This window comes from Acetobacterium malicum subsp. dehalogenans DSM 11527, assembly GCF_000472665.1.
GTDB classification, from domain to species: Bacteria; Bacillota; Clostridia; order Eubacteriales; family Eubacteriaceae; genus Acetobacterium; species Acetobacterium malicum.
In genome coordinates, this window is record NZ_AXAC01000041.1 from 1 (window position 1) to 17,952 (window position 17,952).

Sequence of the window (17,952 nt, forward strand, 5' to 3'; positions counted from 1 at the left end):
CAATGGATAAATACCAGTTTGACTCATTGCCTATTCAATCTACTGTGGTGTGACACGAACGTACTGTGGGACAGCAGTTCAACCTGCATAAAACGAACGCTGCGAATGAGGAGCCGGTTATCAGTCTTTTTTACGGACGCGAAGTCCAAGAAAGGCAGACGATATACCTATTGCTCTTACATTCTAACAGCTTAAGCAACAAGATGGATAATGTCCTAACTGGTTGTTAGGTACTATGACCATAAATATATTGTAGTAGATGGGAGTTCATTTATTCAATGAATATTCACTGAAAGACATCAAGAAAAATATTAATTATTTTTAATCAATGTTGCATTTGCAACTGACAAAGGGCATAATATGTAGTATCATTGTGTCAACGTCAGTTCGAAAAAGCGTAACAGCCCAGAATAATAATCGAGCACTGAAATTTTAACAAATGAATACGATTAAATGGTTATTATTTGTTATTTGTGGGTAGTTTATAAGTAGTTGTTTTTTTATAACAGGTTATTTCCCGTTGATACGGGTTAACAAATAAAGTAACGAGAGAGGTAAAAAATGAAAGATATGTTTTGTTTTCAATGTGAACAAACTGCCAAAGGAACTGGATGTGAGGTCAGCGGAGTCTGTGGTAAAACACCACCAGTTTCCGATCTCCAGGATAAGTTAGTCGGTGCCTGTATTGGATTGGCTAAAGCCGTTAAAAAAACAGCGGCCACAGAAGCCACTGATGCCTGTATCAAAAAAGCCCTGTTCACCACCGTTACCAATGTCAGTTTTGATGAAGAAAGCTTGAAAATCATGGTTGACTGTGTCGACAAGATGAAAGCTGAGCTGGATCCTGCTGCTGCTGATTATGATATGGCAAAGCTCTGGGATGACAATGAAGACATCCGTTCTTTAAAAACGCTAATCCTGTTGGGCGTTAAAGGGGTTGCTGCCTATGCTCATCATGCCGCTATTTTAGGCTATAAAGATCCTGTCGTTGATGCCTTCTTCTATGAAGCATTAGACGCTGTGGGCTCAGATTTAGGAATGGGCGAATTGTTACCGTTGGTACTAAAAACCGGTGAAATCAATCTGGCCTGTATGGCGTTGCTGGACAAAGCCAATACCGAAACCTATGGCACCCCAGTCCCAACTGAAGTTCCTTTAACCATCGAAAAAGGACCATTTATTATCATCACCGGTCATGATTTACATGACTTAAAATTATTACTGGAACAAACTGAAGGCAAAGGCGTTAACATTTACACCCACGGCGAAATGCTGCCTGCCCATGCTTATCCGGAACTTAAAAAATATAGCCACTTAAAAGGTAACTTTGGAACCGCATGGCAAAATCAACAAAAAGAATTTGCCAGTGTACCCGCTCCGGTTCTGTTCACTACCAACTGTATTATGCCTGTAAAAGATTCTTATTCTGACCGCATCTTCACCACTGATATGGTTCAATACCCTGGCATGATTCATGTTGGTAAGGAAAAAGACTTTGCGCCAGTGATTGCTAAAGCGCTGGAACTGGGCGGATATCCTGAAGATAAAGAAATGACCGGCATCAATGGTGGCAAAACGCTGTTGACCGGATTTGGTCACGGCACTGTTTTAGGCGTTGCTGACAAGGTTATTGCAGCTGTAAAAGCTGGCGATATCAAACATTTCTTCCTGGTTGGCGGCTGTGACGGCGCTAAAACCGGACGTAACTACTATACTGAATTTGTTGAAAAAACTCCAGCTGATACGGTTGTCTTAACTCTTGCCTGTGGTAAATACCGCTTCAACGATCTTGATCTGGGCACCATCGGCGGCTTGCCACGACTGATGGATATGGGCCAATGTAATGATGCTTACTCAGCTATTCAGGTTGCTGTTGCTCTGGCCGGTGCCTTTGAATGCGGCGTGAATGACTTACCACTAAGCATGGTACTGTCCTGGTACGAACAAAAAGCCGTTTGTATCCTACTGACCCTTTTACACCTTGGCATCAAAAATATCTTATTGGGACCATCATTGCCAGCCTTTATTTCACCAAACGTATTAAACGTCCTGGTTGAAAACTATAATATCGGTCCAATCACCACACCAGAAGCTGACATGGCAAAATTACTGGGCTAATCCCCTATTTCCAAAATATTTTTAACATCATTTAAACAAATTGAAAGTCTGTCAAAGCGCTCCTGCAAAGGGTCTTTGACAGACTTCAATCTTTACCGCAACGATTACCAAAAAACTTGAAGGAGGACTTGTTTATGGGTTACCAAACAACAACCGAGAAAATGAATGCTATTTTCTCTGACTTATCAAAAGACTACCTTATCTATGCGCCCAAACGGTTTGTCGGCGATGGCACCTTTACTTCCATCGATACGATCCGTTATGGCGAAATCACTGATCTCGCTGAAATCGAATTTGCCGAAAAATCTGACTACTCTTTTAAAGAGGTCTTACTCCCCATCTCTGAAACGCTGTTTTATTTTACTGAAAATGAAATGAAAGAAGCCGACGCTCCGAAAAAAGGGGCGATCGTATTTTTACGCAGTTGTGATCTCCACGGTCTGAAACGGATGGATACCATTTATCTGGAAAACGGCGCCGTCGATACCTATTACAAACGGCTGCGGGATCATACCAAATTTATTCTGATGGGCTGTGAAAACTCTTTTGAGAACTGCTTCTGTGTTTCTATGGGTACCCAGCAGAGCAAAGATTATGATGCTTATCTCAAGGTTGATGGCGATACCGTACTGGTCGACAGCCGCTGGGATTACCTGGATACTGCCCTGACTGATGCAACCCCGGCTCCCGTGATTGCCGATTCGGTCACGACCAATGACACCGTTGTGACGATTCCCGAGACGGTTCCTCAGACCCTGTTTGACGCGCCGTTCTGGGAAGAATACGGCAACCGCTGCATTGCCTGTGGCCGTTGCAACTTTGTCTGTCCCACCTGTACCTGTTTCACGATGCAGGATATCTTCTACACCGACAACGGCAAAGCCGGCGAACGGCGGCGGGTTTGGGCTTCCTGTCATGTCGACGGCTACACCGATATGGCTGGCGGACATGCCTTTAGAAACGACAAGGGCCAACGGATGCGCTTCAAGGTATTGCACAAGGTTAATGATTATAAACGACGCTTCGGCACTCACATGTGTATCGGCTGCGGTCGCTGTGACGATGTCTGTCCCGAGTATATTTCTTTTGCCAATTGCATCAATAAGCTGAATACCTTAGTCAATGACGCTGCAAAGGAGGAAAACTAAATGACTGAACTTAATCCTTATATTCCTTTCCTTTCTGAAATCACCGAAGTGATCAAACATACCGAAATCGAGTATACTTTCCGAATGACTTTCAATGGTGATGTCAAACCAGGCCAGTTTTTTGAAGTCTCCCTGCCTAAATTTGGGGAAGCGCCAATTTCAGTCAGCGGCATCGGCGATGGCACCGTCGATCTGACCATCCGTAAGGTCGGCAAGGTCACTGATGAAATCTTTGAAAACTATGTCGGCGATACTCTGTTTCTCCGGGGCCCCTACGGTAACGGCTTTGATATTGCCAACTACAAGGGCAAAGAAATTCTGCTGGTTGCCGGCGGCACCGGTCTATCGCCAGTCAAAGGGATCGTCGATTATTTTTCGGCTCATCCGGAAGACTGCAAAGGCTTTACCCTGCTGGTCGGTTTTAAATCACCCAAAGATATGCTATTTAAGAAAGATTTTGAAATCTGGAAGAAAAACATCAATGTGATTATGACCGTCGATTATCCTGACGAAGAGTATGACGGCAACTGCGGCCTGGTGACCCAATATATTCCCGAACTGATGATCAAAGGTCTGACTGATGCTGTCGGGATTGTGGTGGGCCCTCCGATCATGATGAAATGTACCATCAGCGATCTGCTAGCCAAAGGCTTCAAAGAAGAAAACCTGTGGATCTCCCAGGAACGAAAAATGTGCTGCGGCATCGGCAAATGTGGTCACTGCAAAATTGATGACACCTATATTTGTCTGGACGGCCCGGTTTTTAATTATACCAAGGGAAAATTTTTAAAGGATTAGGAGGAAGCCATGTTAGATCTAAATACCAAAAAGATAAAGAAAAATGCCTATCGCGTCACTAAGGTCCGTGGAGAAACCGCCTCCCGAGTCCGGGTTCCCGGGGGCTTATTAACCGCCGAACTGCTGCCACTGATTCAAAACATTGCCGAAACCTATGGCAATGGCCGGATCCATTTGACCACCCGTCAGGGCTTTGAAATCCCGGGTATTAAATATACCGATATGGACGCTGTCAATGCTCTGCTCCAACCGATTATTGATAAGCTGGAGATCAACCAGGAAATTCCCGGCAAAGGCTATACTTCTGCCGGAACCCGCAACGTTTCGGCCTGTATCGGCAGCAATACCTGTCCTTTTGCCACCTATAACACCACTAATTTTGCCAAAAAGATGGAGAAGGAAATCTTTCCCAATGACCTTCATTTTAAGGTGGCCTTCACTGGCTGTGCCAACGACTGCATCAAAACCCGGATGCATGACTTTGGCATCATCGGCATGACTGAACCACAGTATGAAAAAGAGCGTTGTATGGGCTGTCAGGCCTGTGTCAAAGCCTGCAAGAAAAAATCAGTAGATGCCTTGTCGGTAGAAAATTATCGGATTGTCCGCAATACCGAAAAATGCGTTGGTTGTGGCGAATGTGTCATCAACTGCCCGACCCGGGCCTGGACCCGCAGTCCGGAAACCTACTATCGACTGGTGATTATGGGCCGAACCGGAAAACGGAACCCCCGACTGGCCGAAGACTTCCTAGTCTGGGCGACCGAAGATGCGATTATCAAAATTGTCAAAAACACCTATGCCTATGTGACCAACTATATCGATAAAGAAGCCCCCGGCGGCAAAGAGCACATTGGCTACATCATCGACCGTACTGGTTTTGAAGAATACAAAAAATGGGCCATGGAAGGGGTCGAGCTGGATCCCCGGACTATTGTCAAAGGCCCGGTTTACTGGAGTGGCATTCACTACGATTGATTTATTTTATAATGTTCCAACTAAAAACGACTTAATCTCAAAAGATTAAGTCGTTTTTTTTTCAATAACTTAGGTTCTAGGCTTTGGCGATTTCTTTGCCGAAGTCGATGGCTGATGCCTGTTGGGCGTCATCGGGGTTCCACTGATTGCGGAGACCCTCATTGATTATTTCAAAACCGGCGCCAGTCAGCCATTCATTTAAGACCTTGGTGGACTCGCCGCTCCAACCGTAGCAACCAAAGGCCGCGGCCTTTTTATTTTTAAACTTCAGCTCTTTCATCAGATGAACAAAGCCGGCAATGGAGTGGAGAATGCTACCGCCGATGGTTGGCGAGCCAATCAGTACCGTTTTAGATTTAAAAACCTCGGTGATCAGATCATTCTCATCGCTTTTGGCCAGGTTGAAAACCTTAACTTCGACATCCGGATCGGTCAGGCCAATCCCTTCGGCGATTTTTTCGGCCAGGTTTTTAGTGCCGTTCCACATTGTATCGTAGATGATGGTGATCTGGTTTTCCTGATAATCCCCGGCCCATTGAGCATATTTCTCAACGATTTGCATCGGGTTGTCATTCCAGATGACGCCATGGCTGGTGGCGATAATATCAATGGTCAGATTAAAGGCAATAATTTCGTCCAGTTTTTTTCGCAAGATAGCGCTGAAGGGAGTCAGAATATTGGCATAGTATTTCATCGCTTCTTTGTACAAGTCACATTGATCAACCAGGTTATTATACAGTCTTTCGGTAGCATAATGCTGGCCAAAGGCGTCATTACTGAATAAGATATTGTCGCCAGTCAGATAGCTGGCCATACTATCGGGCCAATGAAGCATCCGCATTTCGACAAAAATCAGTTCTTTACCATTACCCAGATCCAACTTATCGCCAGTTTTCACCACCTGGAAATTCCAATCCTGATGATACTGACCCTTTAATGACTTAACGGCGTTTTCGGTACAGTAAATCGGCACATCGGGTATTAATTTCATCAGTTCCGGCAGCGCACCGCTGTGGTCGACTTCACCATGGTTGGCAACAATATAGTCGATTTCGTTTAAGTCTATTACCTGCGCCAAATTTTCCACATACTCTTTGGCAAAAGGCATCCAGACCGTGTCGATTAAAACCGTCTTTTCTTCCTCAATCAGATAAGAATTGTAGGTGGAGCCATGATTGGTTGAAAACTCATTGCCATGAAACTGCTGCAGCTCCCAATCGACCTTACCAACCCAGCTGACATTGTTTTTAATTTGTTTTTTCATTCTCTATTTCCTTTCAGATCATTTATTAGTAACGATGAACCTTGTATCTCAATCCATCGTCTGATAGCTATATACCCCTAATCTTCATCGATAAACTTTTCAATCGCCCAATATCGCCAAACAAAATGACTTCTCTCACACAGCCTAGCAGCTGAGCAGTAGAAGTCTCAGGTTATTATTAGCCTTTCTATCTTAATGCAATTTATCCATTCAAATTGCTTTCATTTTTCGATATCACCTGGACCGCGGTCCTTGACTCTGTCTGATTTCGACTTAAAATAATCCCGATGCCCAACCAGATCATCACCCCGTAGGTAAACAGGTTTTGGGGAAATACCGGAATCGGGTAAACATTGGCAAAAATAATAAAAACCAAAGCCACCACGGCTACTGCCGGTAAAATCAGCTGGACACCCCGCCAGCTGCGGTTTTTGTAAAAGTACACCATCGCACCGATTGAGGTAAAGATATAAGAAAGCAGCAATGCCAGAGTTCCGGTTAAAGCCGCATAGCCAGCCAGCTCAATTGCCGCGAGCCTAAAGCTGACCACGATCATCATGGTTATGGCGGCGACAAAAACATTCAAGCCCACATGGGGGGTATTGTTTTTTTTATCAACCCTGGCCAGTGACGGGCATAACATTCCATCCCGACTCATCGTAAACAATACTCTGGCCCCGGCGTTGACGCAGCCCAGGGTACTGGTAAAAAAGGATATTGCCATACACAGCAGCATGACAATTGCAAATTCAGTTCCCAGATATCTGGCAATCAGGTCACTAAGCGGTGATTCATTGCTTGTGAAAGCTGCCATCCCTGCAGGTGTCAGGCCAAACCCGATGACTTGAGCATAGGAAACAAGCGTATAAAAAATTCCAGTGATGATAATTCCACTGGTAATAGCCAGGGGAATCGTTACTTGGGGATTTTTACTTTCTTCACCCAGCGCCGATGCACCCTCAAATCCGGCGAAGGCCAGAAAGCCAAAAACCGATGCATAACCGAACGATGACAGGGTATTGCCTCCCAGAGCAAATGGCACCATGCTCAAACCAACGGTCTGCTGGGTATTGCCAAGAATAATTCCGGCGACTAATAAGATCAGACCCATCGAAACTATCTCAATCAATAACATCACCCAAGTACTTGTTGCTGCATTTTTATGAACCAGAGCAAAGATCAGACCCATTAAAAGCAGCCCGATGAACAACCAATGAATGGTCACCCCCAAAATACTCAGCAGGATCTGCAGATAAGTACAGGATACCATAATACAACTGACACTGAGCATTAAATAAGCCAGTACAATCAGCCAGCCGGAAATAAAACCGGCCCGTTTGCCCAGCGTTTTTTCGGCAAAATAATAAACTGATCCCGCGGAAGGAAAGGTCTGGTTAAGTTTCACGATTGAAACCGCCACACACCCGACAATCATCAGAGATATCAGAAAAACAAGGGGCACCGAGGAACCCACATGCGATCCAATCATTCCCGCTGTGATTGCAATGGATGCCGAAGGACCCATAATTGCTACCGACAAAGCAATTGTCTGAAAAATATTTAAACTGTCTTTTTTAAGACTATTCCCCGTCATCGTTCAACCTTTCTGTAAATAACAAGCCATTCTTGACTGCTGTTTTAATGGCCGCATTTTTCCCATTAACATCCAACTTTTTATAAACATTCTGGAGATGGGTTTTGACAGTTGCGGGGGCAATATAGAGCCGTTTGGCTATTTCTTCACGTTTTAAACCTTCCGCGGTAAGCCGCAACACTTCCTGTTCTCTGATGGTGAGCGTGATCCGGGGCAGTTCGCCGTTATCCAGGCTTTGTATATATACTTCACTGATTGACAGCAACTTACGAATAAACGGATCTTGGGGCTGTCGGTTATAAATTTCTCTGAGCATTGCGATGAGAAAAGGTGCGCTTTCCACAAAGGGCATAAAAATGCGATCCAAATGGGCTTCGGCCAGGGTTTTATTAAGTGCCATAATCCCTTCTTCCAGACCATAAAGATTGTATTTGGCAATGGCATTAAAGATCCCATTGTGGATGAATCCCAACTGATTATGATAAATAGCAAAATATTCCGCAAAACTCTCTGCCAGTATTTCCAACTTGACAAAATTCCGAGATGCGGTAACGGCTTTGCCATAAACCAGGTAATTGAAAGCCACCCCCTGATAAAACAAATCGGCAGTGTTCATATCGCCCACCTGAAGCCAGTAGGGAATCTTCTCAGTCTGTTTTAAATTGGCATAGATATAGCCCTTGCAAATATCGATAGTAGTATTGAAAATAGGATTCCGGACCATTAGAATTTCTTTTTCCAACGCCTGGAGACGATTCAGGGCATCGTTAATCTTACCCTGTAGAATCATCAGCCGAATCAGCACAAAATTGGCGCAGATAATGATGCTGTGCTGATCCTTGGTACGGGCTTTATAAATAGCCTTCTCGCCATTTAATTCGGCGTCTGCCCAATTGCCGGTTTCTAGACTGTATTCGGCCCGGGCCAGATATTCTGAACCGGTTCCGCAGCCGTTGGTATATTGCGAGTAAACCGGGAATTTTTCAAGAATTAATTGAGCCGTTTGTTGATAAAGGCCTGGTTCCCTGAAATAATTATAGGTAAGATGAGGGGAGCCAAAGGTAAATTCATTTTCCCTCAGTAAAATGTACGACTGTTCGCCATTTAAAAGGTTCAGAATGAGTTCATTGGCGGCCGTTGATTCTTCAATATGATTAAATACGGTAAATTTTTTAATGATATTAATCTCAGCCAGAACCCGGTTTCGATAGGTCTGTTCAATCCCATCCTGTTGATTATAAAATCGTTCCAACTGATCTAATTGTCTGCGGCAGCCAATCGCCGTTTGTTCATTTCCGCGGATCAGAGCAATCAGAATCCCTTGCAGATAGGCAATCGGAAACTGACGCAACAAGGTAATGGGAGTTTTTTCGAACATCTCGCCAGAACCCTCAAATTCAGCCAGTTCATTGCGGATATTTTGAGGATTATTTAAGTGCTCGAGAATCCGCTGGGTTTCACCGCCGCGATAAAGGCAGGCATAGGCCTTTGGAAAATTCATCTTATCGAGATACCATTCACCCAAACGGATGTATAATGCCTGTTTTTCTTCCGCCAGGAGATTCTGTTTTGATCTTAAAAAATCGAGCAGGACAAAATGAATTTGATAGGTTTTATTCACTTCATCAAAATAAATAAATGAATTTTCTTTTCTCATTTTTCTTAAGATATCGGCAGCGTGTTGCGCTCTGGTAATAAACTGGGCCTGTTCGGCAGTGAAACTGTCCATAATTGAAAGTTTTATCAGAAAAGTACGGGTTGGCTCATCGTAAACATCAAAAAGTGTCGCTCTGATGAGCTCATCGATGGTCATATTCATGCCCACTGGAATGCCTTTTTCCAGACCCAGCAACAACATATAGGTCAGGGTAATCCAACCATCAGCGTATTCATTTATTTTTCGCAAGTCGATCTCAGAAATGCTCGCCATCATCATAAGACAATAGTCCCGAACTTCAGTTTCAGTAAATCTTAGAAACTCCTGAGTGATCAGGTTGCAGAATCCTTTAGCCACCAGTTCTGCGCTGTTGAGATTACCGGTATTTCGAGTAATAATAATCAGATTAAAATTCTCGATTCGTTCGCTGACAATCAGTTCAATTAGACGATCCAGCGGTTCATATTCGGTCAGATGATAATCATCAAGAACCATAAATATAGTCTCATCGGTGCTGATGTTGTTTAATAACGACAGCACCTGATCCATCTGGGGCACATCCACCGGAAAGCCGAGCTGCTTTAATGTTTCACCGATGATTCGATCCCATTTACTGATTTCATCACAAACCTTGTTCCATTTATAATCAGCAGAACCATTCTCCTGCTGAAAGGTGATCCAGATCGATTTGGTCTTTTTCATTTCCAGAAATTTTCTGACTGCCGTGGTTTTTCCATAGCCCATCGGTGCCTCCACAATGGTCAGCGGATAATCATAAACTTCAGCTAAACGATCATTAATGCGTTCTCTTTTAAAGAATTGTTTTTTCACTCTAATGTCTCATTTCTTAGTTTCAATTCAAAGCAAATTGGAAATTCTGATAATCTTTATGATTCATTATAGCTGGATTTTTAACCGATGTTAAGTTTTTTTTTAGGACATTCCCGAATTTCCGGTTCAACCCGGAAATAGTTGACCCTTTCAGGCCTCGATATTGATAATATGTTCAGCCCAGTCTTCATAAAATGAGGCTTCATGAGAAACCAGAATCAGACTACCGGTCCACTTGATCAGCTCTTTTTTTAACACCTCTTTGGCATCAGCATCGAGATGGTTGGTTGGTTCATCAAGAATCAGAAAATTGGCACTGGTCAGCATCAAAATGCAGATTTTCACCTTGGCCTGCTCCCCCCCGCTGAGGGTAGCTACTCCCTGAAGCATGCTCTTCGCTTTTAAACCGCACTGGGCCAGATAGCGCCGCAGTTGACTCTGGGACAGCTTGGGATAGACCTCAGACACCACCTGAATGGGCGTCAGGTTGGGGTTATCCCAGTTAAGATCCTGCTCAAAATAGGCAATTTTAATGTTGTCGGCAAATTTGAATTTTCCTGAAATCGGTGGAATCTGTTTGACCAGGGTTTTCAGCAGCGTTGATTTCCCAATTCCGTTGAAGCCAGTGATCACAGTTTTCTGGCCCGACTCGATTTTAAAATTCATTTTCGACAGCAGCGGGTAATCATAGCCGATTTCCAGATCTTTGACACTTAAGGAGCGCTGGGTCGAAATATGGGTAGCCGTCAATCGGAAATTTGGTTTAGGCACCAGTTCTGGTGGTGGAATCCGATCGATGCGATCCAATTGTTTCTGTCTGCTCTTGGCCATGCTGGCGGTGGAAGCCCGGGCTTTGTTTTTAGAAATATAATCTTCAAATTTCTTGATCTCTTTTTTCTGGGCTTCAAATTCCCGGATATAGCTCTCCCGTCGCAGCCCTTTTAAAGTGATAAACTTGGTAATGTTGCCACTGTATTTTTTGATGGTCGAAAACTCGATATCACAGACACAGGTGGTAATCCTGTCCAGAAAATCGAAGTCATGAGAAATCACCAGAAAGGTGCCCTCATAGGCTTTCAAATAATCGGTGAGCCATTCCACATGTTCTTTATCCAAAAAGTTGGTGGGTTCATCCAGAAGCAGCACGTTGGGCTCTTCCAATAACAGCTTGGCCAGAATAACCTTAGCCCGCTGGCCGCCGCTGAGCTGTTCCAGAATGCTGTCCATTCCCAGCGCCGTAATCCCCAGACCATCGGCAATTTTTAAGATCCGGCTTTCCAACTCATAGAAGCCGGAATTTTCCAGCAAACTCTGTAGATCGGAGGCTCTGTTCATGGCTTTCTCACTGCAATCGCTGCCCATGTCTTCATAGATTTTGGTCAGCTGTGCTTCAATTTCATAGAGCTCGTGAAACGATGTTTTTAGATAGTCAAACACCGTTACATCCTGATCAATTTTGGCATGCTGGTCCAGATACCCGACCTTGATCCCTTTTTGCCAGCGAATCTCCCCACCATCGGGAATAATTTCGCCGATTAAGGTATTTAAAAGGGTTGTCTTTCCGGTTCCGTTACGCCCGACAATTCCCATGTGCTCGCCTTTGAATAACTCGAAGGAAGCCTCCTGATATAAAATTTTATCACCAAACGAATGTGACAGATTAATTACGTCCAATAGTCCCATTATCATTTCTCCTAGTTGTTAAGAATTTTTAGCAAAAATAAAACAGAGAGCCATTTTATACTGACTCTCTGTCATTATAAAAGGCCATAACGAACATTGCGTTATGGCCTGAAAACTTTCCTGCTGGTTACCGGTTTAAGCGCACCAAAATAAAGTATAGCAAAGCTACACCATAAAAACGCTTAGACCGATGAGAATAAAAGTTTTAGTTTATCTTTAGGCTCTAAACAATGTCTCATCGTATCTCTCATTGTCAGAGCTGCTTCAATGGTTAAAATCATCTTGTTCACCTTCTGTTACTAGTTTATCAAAACAGATTGCACTTGTCAATTGACATTAAAAAACCAGCCCCACCTTTTAAGGATGGTACTGGTTTTTGTTGTTACATCAGTTTGCTGATGTTTTTGGTAAAGGCAACCACGTCGTCAAGCGGCAATCCGGCAATCAGGCGGGCCTGATTGTAAAGCAGCTCGGTGTAGAGGGCAAACTGGTCTTCATCTGCCTCGTAGAAACTTCGCAGTTTTTCATATACCGGATGGTTTTTATTGATTTCTAATACTTTTTTCGCCTTGACATCACCGCCCTGGGGCATGGTGTTCAGGGTCATTTCCATTTCGATGGACAGATCCCCTTCGGTGGACAGATAAGCCACATCATCTTTCAGGTGAGCTGTGGTTTTTACTTTCACGACCTCATCCCCGATCAGGTCTTTCATTTTGGCCAGCAGTTTTTCATCTGTTTCCGATGTTTCAGCGGCCTCATCGGTTTCATTTTCTTCTGGTGCTTCCAGCCCCAGATTCTGGCTGGAAACCGAACGGAATTCCTTGTCCATATATTGTCTCAAGGTCTGGGTCACAAATTCATCAATGGTTTCGGTTAAATAAAGGATCTCATAGTCTTTGTTTTTGATGATCGAAACCTGGGGCAGTTTTTCCAACTGACTGACTGATGAACCGGTAGCATAATAGATGTATTTTTGGTCTTCCGGCATCCGTTCCACATATTCTTTAAGGGTAACCATCTTGCCTTCCTTTGATGAATAAAAGAGCAGGAAGTCCTGGAGTTTTTCCTTATCCTGGCCCCATTTATCATAGGTTCCGACCTTGATCTGATTGCCAAAGGCTTTAAAGAATTTTTCATAGGTTTCGCGATCATTGGCCAGCATTTTTTTCAGTTCTTCAGAAATTCGGGTATCGATTTTACGGCTGATCAAGCGCAGTTGCCGATCCTGCTGCAGCATTTCTCGGGAAATATTTAATGAAATATCTTCCGAATCCACTACCCCTTTGACAAAACTGAAATAGTCCGGCAACAGCTCGCTGCATTTTTCCATAATCAGTACGCCATTGGAATACAGCTCCAGGCCCTTTTCGTAGTCTCTGGTGTAATAATCAAAGGGGGCCTGACCGGGGATATAAAGAATCGCTTTATAGCTCATTGCGCCTTCAATACTCAAGTGAACATGGGCCAGGGGGGCATCAAAACCAAGCCGCTTATCGTGATAGAAGTTGTTGTAATCCTCATCAGTGAGCTCGTTTTTATTTTTCCGCCAGATCGGGATCATCGAATTCAGGACATCATCAGCCAAATAAGTTTCGTATTCGGGATTTTCACTATCTTTGCTGTCCTCTTTGACCCGGCTCTTTTCATCAACCATCTTGATCGGGTAACGGATGAAATTAGAGTAATGTTCAACCAAATGACGGATGCGATAAGGTTCCAGATAGTCGTCGTAGTTATTGTCTTCGGTATTTTCTTTGAGATGAAGGGTGATTTTTGAACCATGAGTTTTTCGGGTTCCCGGTTCAATGGTATAACCATCAGCCCCTTCAGAAACCCATAAACAGGCTTGTTCGGCATCGAGGGCTTTCGTTTCCACCTCAACCTTGTCAGCTACCATAAAGGCTGAATAGAAGCCGACCCCAAACTGGCCGATGATGTCAAAATCTTCTTCCATTTCCTGATCGTTTTTAAAGTCGCTGGAACCGCTTTTAGCAATGGTTCCCAGATTGTCTTCCAATTCTTCCGCGGTCATCCCAATCCCGGTGTCTTCGATGGTCAGGGTGCGGTTATCCTTGTTGGGATGAATACGGATATAGTAGTCATCCTTATTAAAGGTTTTATCTTTGTCTGTTAATGTTTTGTAGTAAACCTTGTCGATGGCATCGGATGCATTTGAAATCAATTCTCTTAAAAATATTTCATTGTTGGTGTAAATTGAATTGATCATCAAATCCATGAGACGCTTGGATTCTGATTTAAACTGCTTTTTTTCCATAACATACCTCTTTTTCATGTTGTAATATTGTTAGCACTCTTTCTTTAAGAGTGCTAACAATATTGTAAGTAACTTTATTAAAAGTGTCAACACTTTTAATGATTTTTTAAGACTATCGGATCACGATCAGTTTTTCACATGGCCAGATTAAATGTTCAAAATGAATCTTCTTAAAAATAAAATGCCCGGACAATCTTCTTTGCCGGGCATTTCTTTATTTTACAGTTTAAATTCGGTGGTAAAGCGACGGATCGCTTCTTCGGTGTTTTCTTTGCTGCCGAAGGCGGTGAGTCGGAAATAGCCTTCACCGCTGGGACCAAAGCCCACCCCAGGTGTTCCGACAATGTTGACCTCGGTGAGGAGTTTATCAAAGAAGGTCCATGAATCCATACCTTCCGGCGTTTTCAGCCAGATATAGGGAGCATTGACGCCGCCAAAAACTTCAATGCCGGTACTGGCAACCCCTTCACGAATCATTTTGGCGTTATTCATATAGTATTCCACCAGGGCTTTGATCTGCTTTTGACCGGCTTCGGTATAAACAGCTTCCGCTCCTTTTTGGATAATATAAGGAACGCCATTAAATTTGGTACAGTGTCTGCGATTCCATAACTTATTGATTTCGATCGCTTCGCCGGCTTCAGAATAACCCATTACTTGTTTAGGCACGACCACATATGAGCAACGGGTTCCGGTGAAGCCAGCATTTTTAGAGAAGCTGCGGAATTCGATGGCTACCTCTTTGGCGCCGTCGATTTCGTAAATGCTGTGGGGCACATCGTCTTCCTGGATATAGGCTTCGTAAGCGGCATCGTATAAAATAATGGCCTGGTTGGCTTTGGCATAGTCCACCCATTTTTTCAGTTCGGTTTTATTGATGGTGGTTCCGGTCGGGTTATTGGGGAAACACAGATAAATCAGATCCACCTTTTCGGTTGGCAATTGTGGTACAAAGCCGTTTTCAGCGGTGCAGGGAATATAAACCATATCGCTCCACTTGCCGTCGGCGCCTAATGTTCCGCTGCGGCCAGCCATGACATTGCTGTCAACATAGACCGGATAAACGGGATCAGTGATGGCAATTTTAGTATTCTGGCTGAATAGTTCCTGAATATTGGCGGTATCGCTTTTGGAACCGTCACTGACAAATATTTCGTCGATGGCCAGATCAACGCCCCGGGTTTTAAAATCAAACTCAACAATTTTTTCCAGCAGGAAATCATAACCTTGTTCCGGGCCGTAGCCCTTAAAGGTTTTTTCGTCGGCCATTTCGTCAACGGCGCTATGCAGACTGGTAATCACTGCTTCAGGCAGCGGTTTGGTCACGTCGCCAATCCCCAAGCGGATGATGTTAGCCTCCGGATTGGCTGTTTTATAAGCTTCCACCCGTCTCGCTATTTCTGAAAAAAGGTAGGAACCGGGTAATTTGAGATAATTTTCATTAATTAATGCCATTTTATTATTTTCCTTTCGTTTTGTATTGTTTAGATCGATTATTTAGTCCACTTGGAGAAATCCAGGGTGGCGAAGTAGTCGGCAGGGGTTTCGGCGCGGCGGATCAGTTCGGTACTGCCATCTTCTTTTAGCAGCACTTCAGCGGAACGCAGCTTGCCGTTGTAGTTGTAACCCATGGCAAAACCGTGGGCACCGGTGTCGTGGAGTACCACCAGATCACCGATATCAATTTTAGGCAGTGGTCTGTCGATGGCAAACTTATCGTTGTTTTCGCATAAGCCCCCGGTGACATCATAAACATGATCCAGTGGAGCTTCTTCCTTACCCATCACGGTGATATGGTGATAAGCGCCATACATGGCCGGGCGCATCAGGTTGGCAGCACAGGCATCAAGACCGATGTATTCCTTATGAGTGTGTTTTTCATGCAGGGCAGTGGTGACCAGATGACCAAATGGTCCTAAGACAAAACGACCCAGTTCGGTGTAGATGGCAATATCGCCCATTCCAGCCGGAACCAGAATTTCTTCGAAGGCTTTTTGTACGCCTCGGCCAACTTCGTAAATATCAGTCGGTTGCTGATCGGGCAAATAAGGAATCCCGACACCGCCAGACAGGTTGATAAAAGCAATATGAGCCCCGGTTTCCTGATTCAGCTCCACCGCAGTCTGGAAAAGAATCCGCGCCAGGGCTGGATAATATTCATTGGCAATGGTATTGCTGGCTAAAAAAGCATGAATCCCAAAATGTTTAACCCCTTTGCTTTTTAAGATTTTGAATCCGTCGGTCATTTGTTCCCGGGTGAATCCGTATTTGGCCACCTGGGGGGTATCCATGATAGCATTGTCGATAACAAAGTCGCCGCCGGGATTAAAGCGACAGCTGATCGTTTCCGGCAATCCCGCGACCTCTTCGAGAAAGTCAATATGGGTGATATCGTCCAGGGTAATCAGGGCGTCCAGTTTTCTGGCTAACACGAAGTCTTCTGTTGGCGTCACATTGGAGGTGAACATAATATCCTCACCAGTAAAACCAACGGTATCTGACATCATCAGTTCGGTATAAGATGAACAGTCCACGCCACAGCCTTCTTCTTTTAAAATCTGCAGAATCGTTGGGTTGGGGGTCGCCTTAACGGCAAAGTACTCTTTATAACCTTTGTTCCAGGAAAAAGCTTCCTGCAGGTTTCGTACATTTTCGCGGATACCCTTTTCATCATAAAGATGGAAAGGGGTTGGGAATTCTTTGACTATTTCTTCTAACTTTTCTTTGTTTACAAACGTCTTTTTCATATTTAATTTCCTTTCGTCATTTCAATCAGCTTTATTTCATTTTTCATAGAGTCTTTAAATAAATCCACCAGATTCCGTTTCCGGGAATAAAGGCAGGTAGAGTGCTCACCATTGTTGACGTCACCAGTGAGCACATTGGTTGAATCGGCAATCAGCCGAATCTGCTGGAGCGGTTGCGCAGCGATATAAACAGTGGCTCCTGCCAGGGCAAATGATCCATTGGTAATGATGACCATCTTGATGTCCCGACTAATAGCTGCTTCAATATCCAGTAGCACGGTTTCCAGAATCTGACCGGGCACTGAAATATATACCCGTTCCCGGGCTTCCAGAATCATATTCCGTAGTTTATTGAGAATGTTGATTTCCCCTTTGATGGTGATATAGCCTTCCACCGCATCCCGTTTTGCAGGGATTGTAGCGATTAGATCCTGTTTGGATTCCTGCAGTTTTCTAATCTTATTCTCGCAGAATTCGGCAATCGCCACCGGGGTGTAGCGGATTGTTGCTTCCTCAATCACATAGGCTCCCCCCTTTTCCACCAGGGACGCCAGCGATGTATAGGCATTGGATCTCGAAATGCCAGTTGTCTTTGCCACCTCGTAGCCATTTAGATCACCTTCAGCAAGCAGGGTTAAATAAATAGCAGCCTCATGCCTTGTCAGTCCAAATTGTGTTAGTCGTTCAACGATATCCATAACTATCAGTCCTTATTTTTGAAAATCTGTAAATTGCCGATCCGATCTACCAGATCAAGCAAATTTATATTTAGTGTTCCTACTTAGTAAGTCTACACTACTTTTAATCTTCTGTCAAGAATGATTATAAAAAAACAGCATGAAAAGTTCATACTGTT

Annotated in this window: 12 protein-coding genes; 4 read left to right on the forward strand and 8 right to left on the reverse strand. The window is 44.0% G+C overall.

Going from position 1 to position 17,952, the window contains the following annotated elements; translation table 11 throughout:
• The first annotated feature begins 561 nt into the window (after positions 1-561).
• The 4 genes from hcp (at position 562) to asrC (ending at position 5,042) form a co-directional block, all read left to right on the forward strand.
• Positions 562-2,118 (forward strand): hydroxylamine reductase, encoded by a 1,557-nt coding sequence (hcp, locus tag A3KS_RS0114635; protein WP_026395543.1) that lies wholly within the window; start codon positions 562-564, stop codon positions 2,116-2,118.
• Positions 2,119-2,252: 134 nt separating this feature from the next.
• Positions 2,253-3,266: an anaerobic sulfite reductase subunit AsrA gene (asrA, locus tag A3KS_RS0114640; RefSeq protein WP_026395544.1), complete on the forward strand. Its 1,014-nt coding sequence runs from the start codon at positions 2,253-2,255 to the stop codon at positions 3,264-3,266.
• The gene (gene asrB, locus A3KS_RS0114645; RefSeq protein WP_026395545.1) at positions 3,267-4,064 is read left to right on the forward strand and encodes an anaerobic sulfite reductase subunit AsrB; all 798 of its coding nucleotides are present in this window, start codon (positions 3,267-3,269) and stop codon (positions 4,062-4,064) included.
• Between the two features lie 9 nt (positions 4,065-4,073).
• Positions 4,074-5,042 carry a sulfite reductase subunit C gene (gene asrC / locus A3KS_RS0114650; RefSeq protein WP_026395546.1) on the forward strand — a complete coding sequence of 323 codons (969 nt, stop codon included), beginning with the start codon at positions 4,074-4,076 and terminating at the stop codon, positions 5,040-5,042.
• Between the two features lie 76 nt (positions 5,043-5,118).
• Here the strand turns inward: asrC and A3KS_RS0114655 are convergent, their stop codons facing one another.
• The 8 genes from A3KS_RS0114655 to A3KS_RS0114690 form a co-directional block, all read right to left on the reverse strand.
• On the reverse strand, positions 5,119-6,306 hold the full coding sequence (locus tag A3KS_RS0114655) for an anaerobic nitric oxide reductase flavorubredoxin (RefSeq protein ID WP_026395547.1): 1,188 nt from the start codon (positions 6,304-6,306) through the stop codon (positions 5,119-5,121).
• Between the two features lie 202 nt (positions 6,307-6,508).
• Entirely contained in the window at positions 6,509-7,900 is a 1,392-nt protein-coding gene (locus A3KS_RS0114660; RefSeq protein WP_026395548.1) for an APC family permease, read from the reverse strand.
• Positions 7,887-10,388: a LuxR C-terminal-related transcriptional regulator gene (locus tag A3KS_RS0114665; protein WP_026395549.1), complete on the reverse strand. Its 2,502-nt coding sequence runs from the start codon at positions 10,386-10,388 to the stop codon at positions 7,887-7,889. The genes A3KS_RS0114660 and A3KS_RS0114665 overlap by 14 nt, the downstream gene beginning before the upstream one ends.
• Before the next feature lie 150 nt (positions 10,389-10,538).
• Entirely contained in the window at positions 10,539-12,071 is a 1,533-nt protein-coding gene (locus A3KS_RS0114670; RefSeq protein WP_026395550.1) for an ABC-F family ATP-binding cassette domain-containing protein, read from the reverse strand.
• Between the two features lie 382 nt (positions 12,072-12,453).
• Complete coding sequence (gene htpG, locus A3KS_RS0114675) at positions 12,454-14,349, reverse strand: molecular chaperone HtpG (protein WP_026395551.1); 1,896 nt, start codon at positions 14,347-14,349, stop codon at positions 12,454-12,456.
• A gap of 219 nt (positions 14,350-14,568) precedes the next feature.
• A complete protein-coding gene (locus A3KS_RS0114680) occupies positions 14,569-15,804 on the reverse strand; it encodes an LL-diaminopimelate aminotransferase (RefSeq protein WP_026395552.1) in 1,236 nt (411 codons plus the stop codon).
• Positions 15,805-15,842: 38 nt separating this feature from the next.
• On the reverse strand, positions 15,843-17,096 hold the full coding sequence (locus tag A3KS_RS0114685) for a diaminopimelate decarboxylase (RefSeq protein WP_026395553.1): 1,254 nt from the start codon (positions 17,094-17,096) through the stop codon (positions 15,843-15,845).
• 2 nt (positions 17,097-17,098) lie between these two features.
• Positions 17,099-17,794, reverse strand: coding sequence for a TrmB family transcriptional regulator (locus tag A3KS_RS0114690; RefSeq protein ID WP_026395554.1), 696 nt, complete (start codon positions 17,792-17,794; stop codon positions 17,099-17,101).
• Positions 17,795-17,952: the final 158 nt, after the last annotated feature.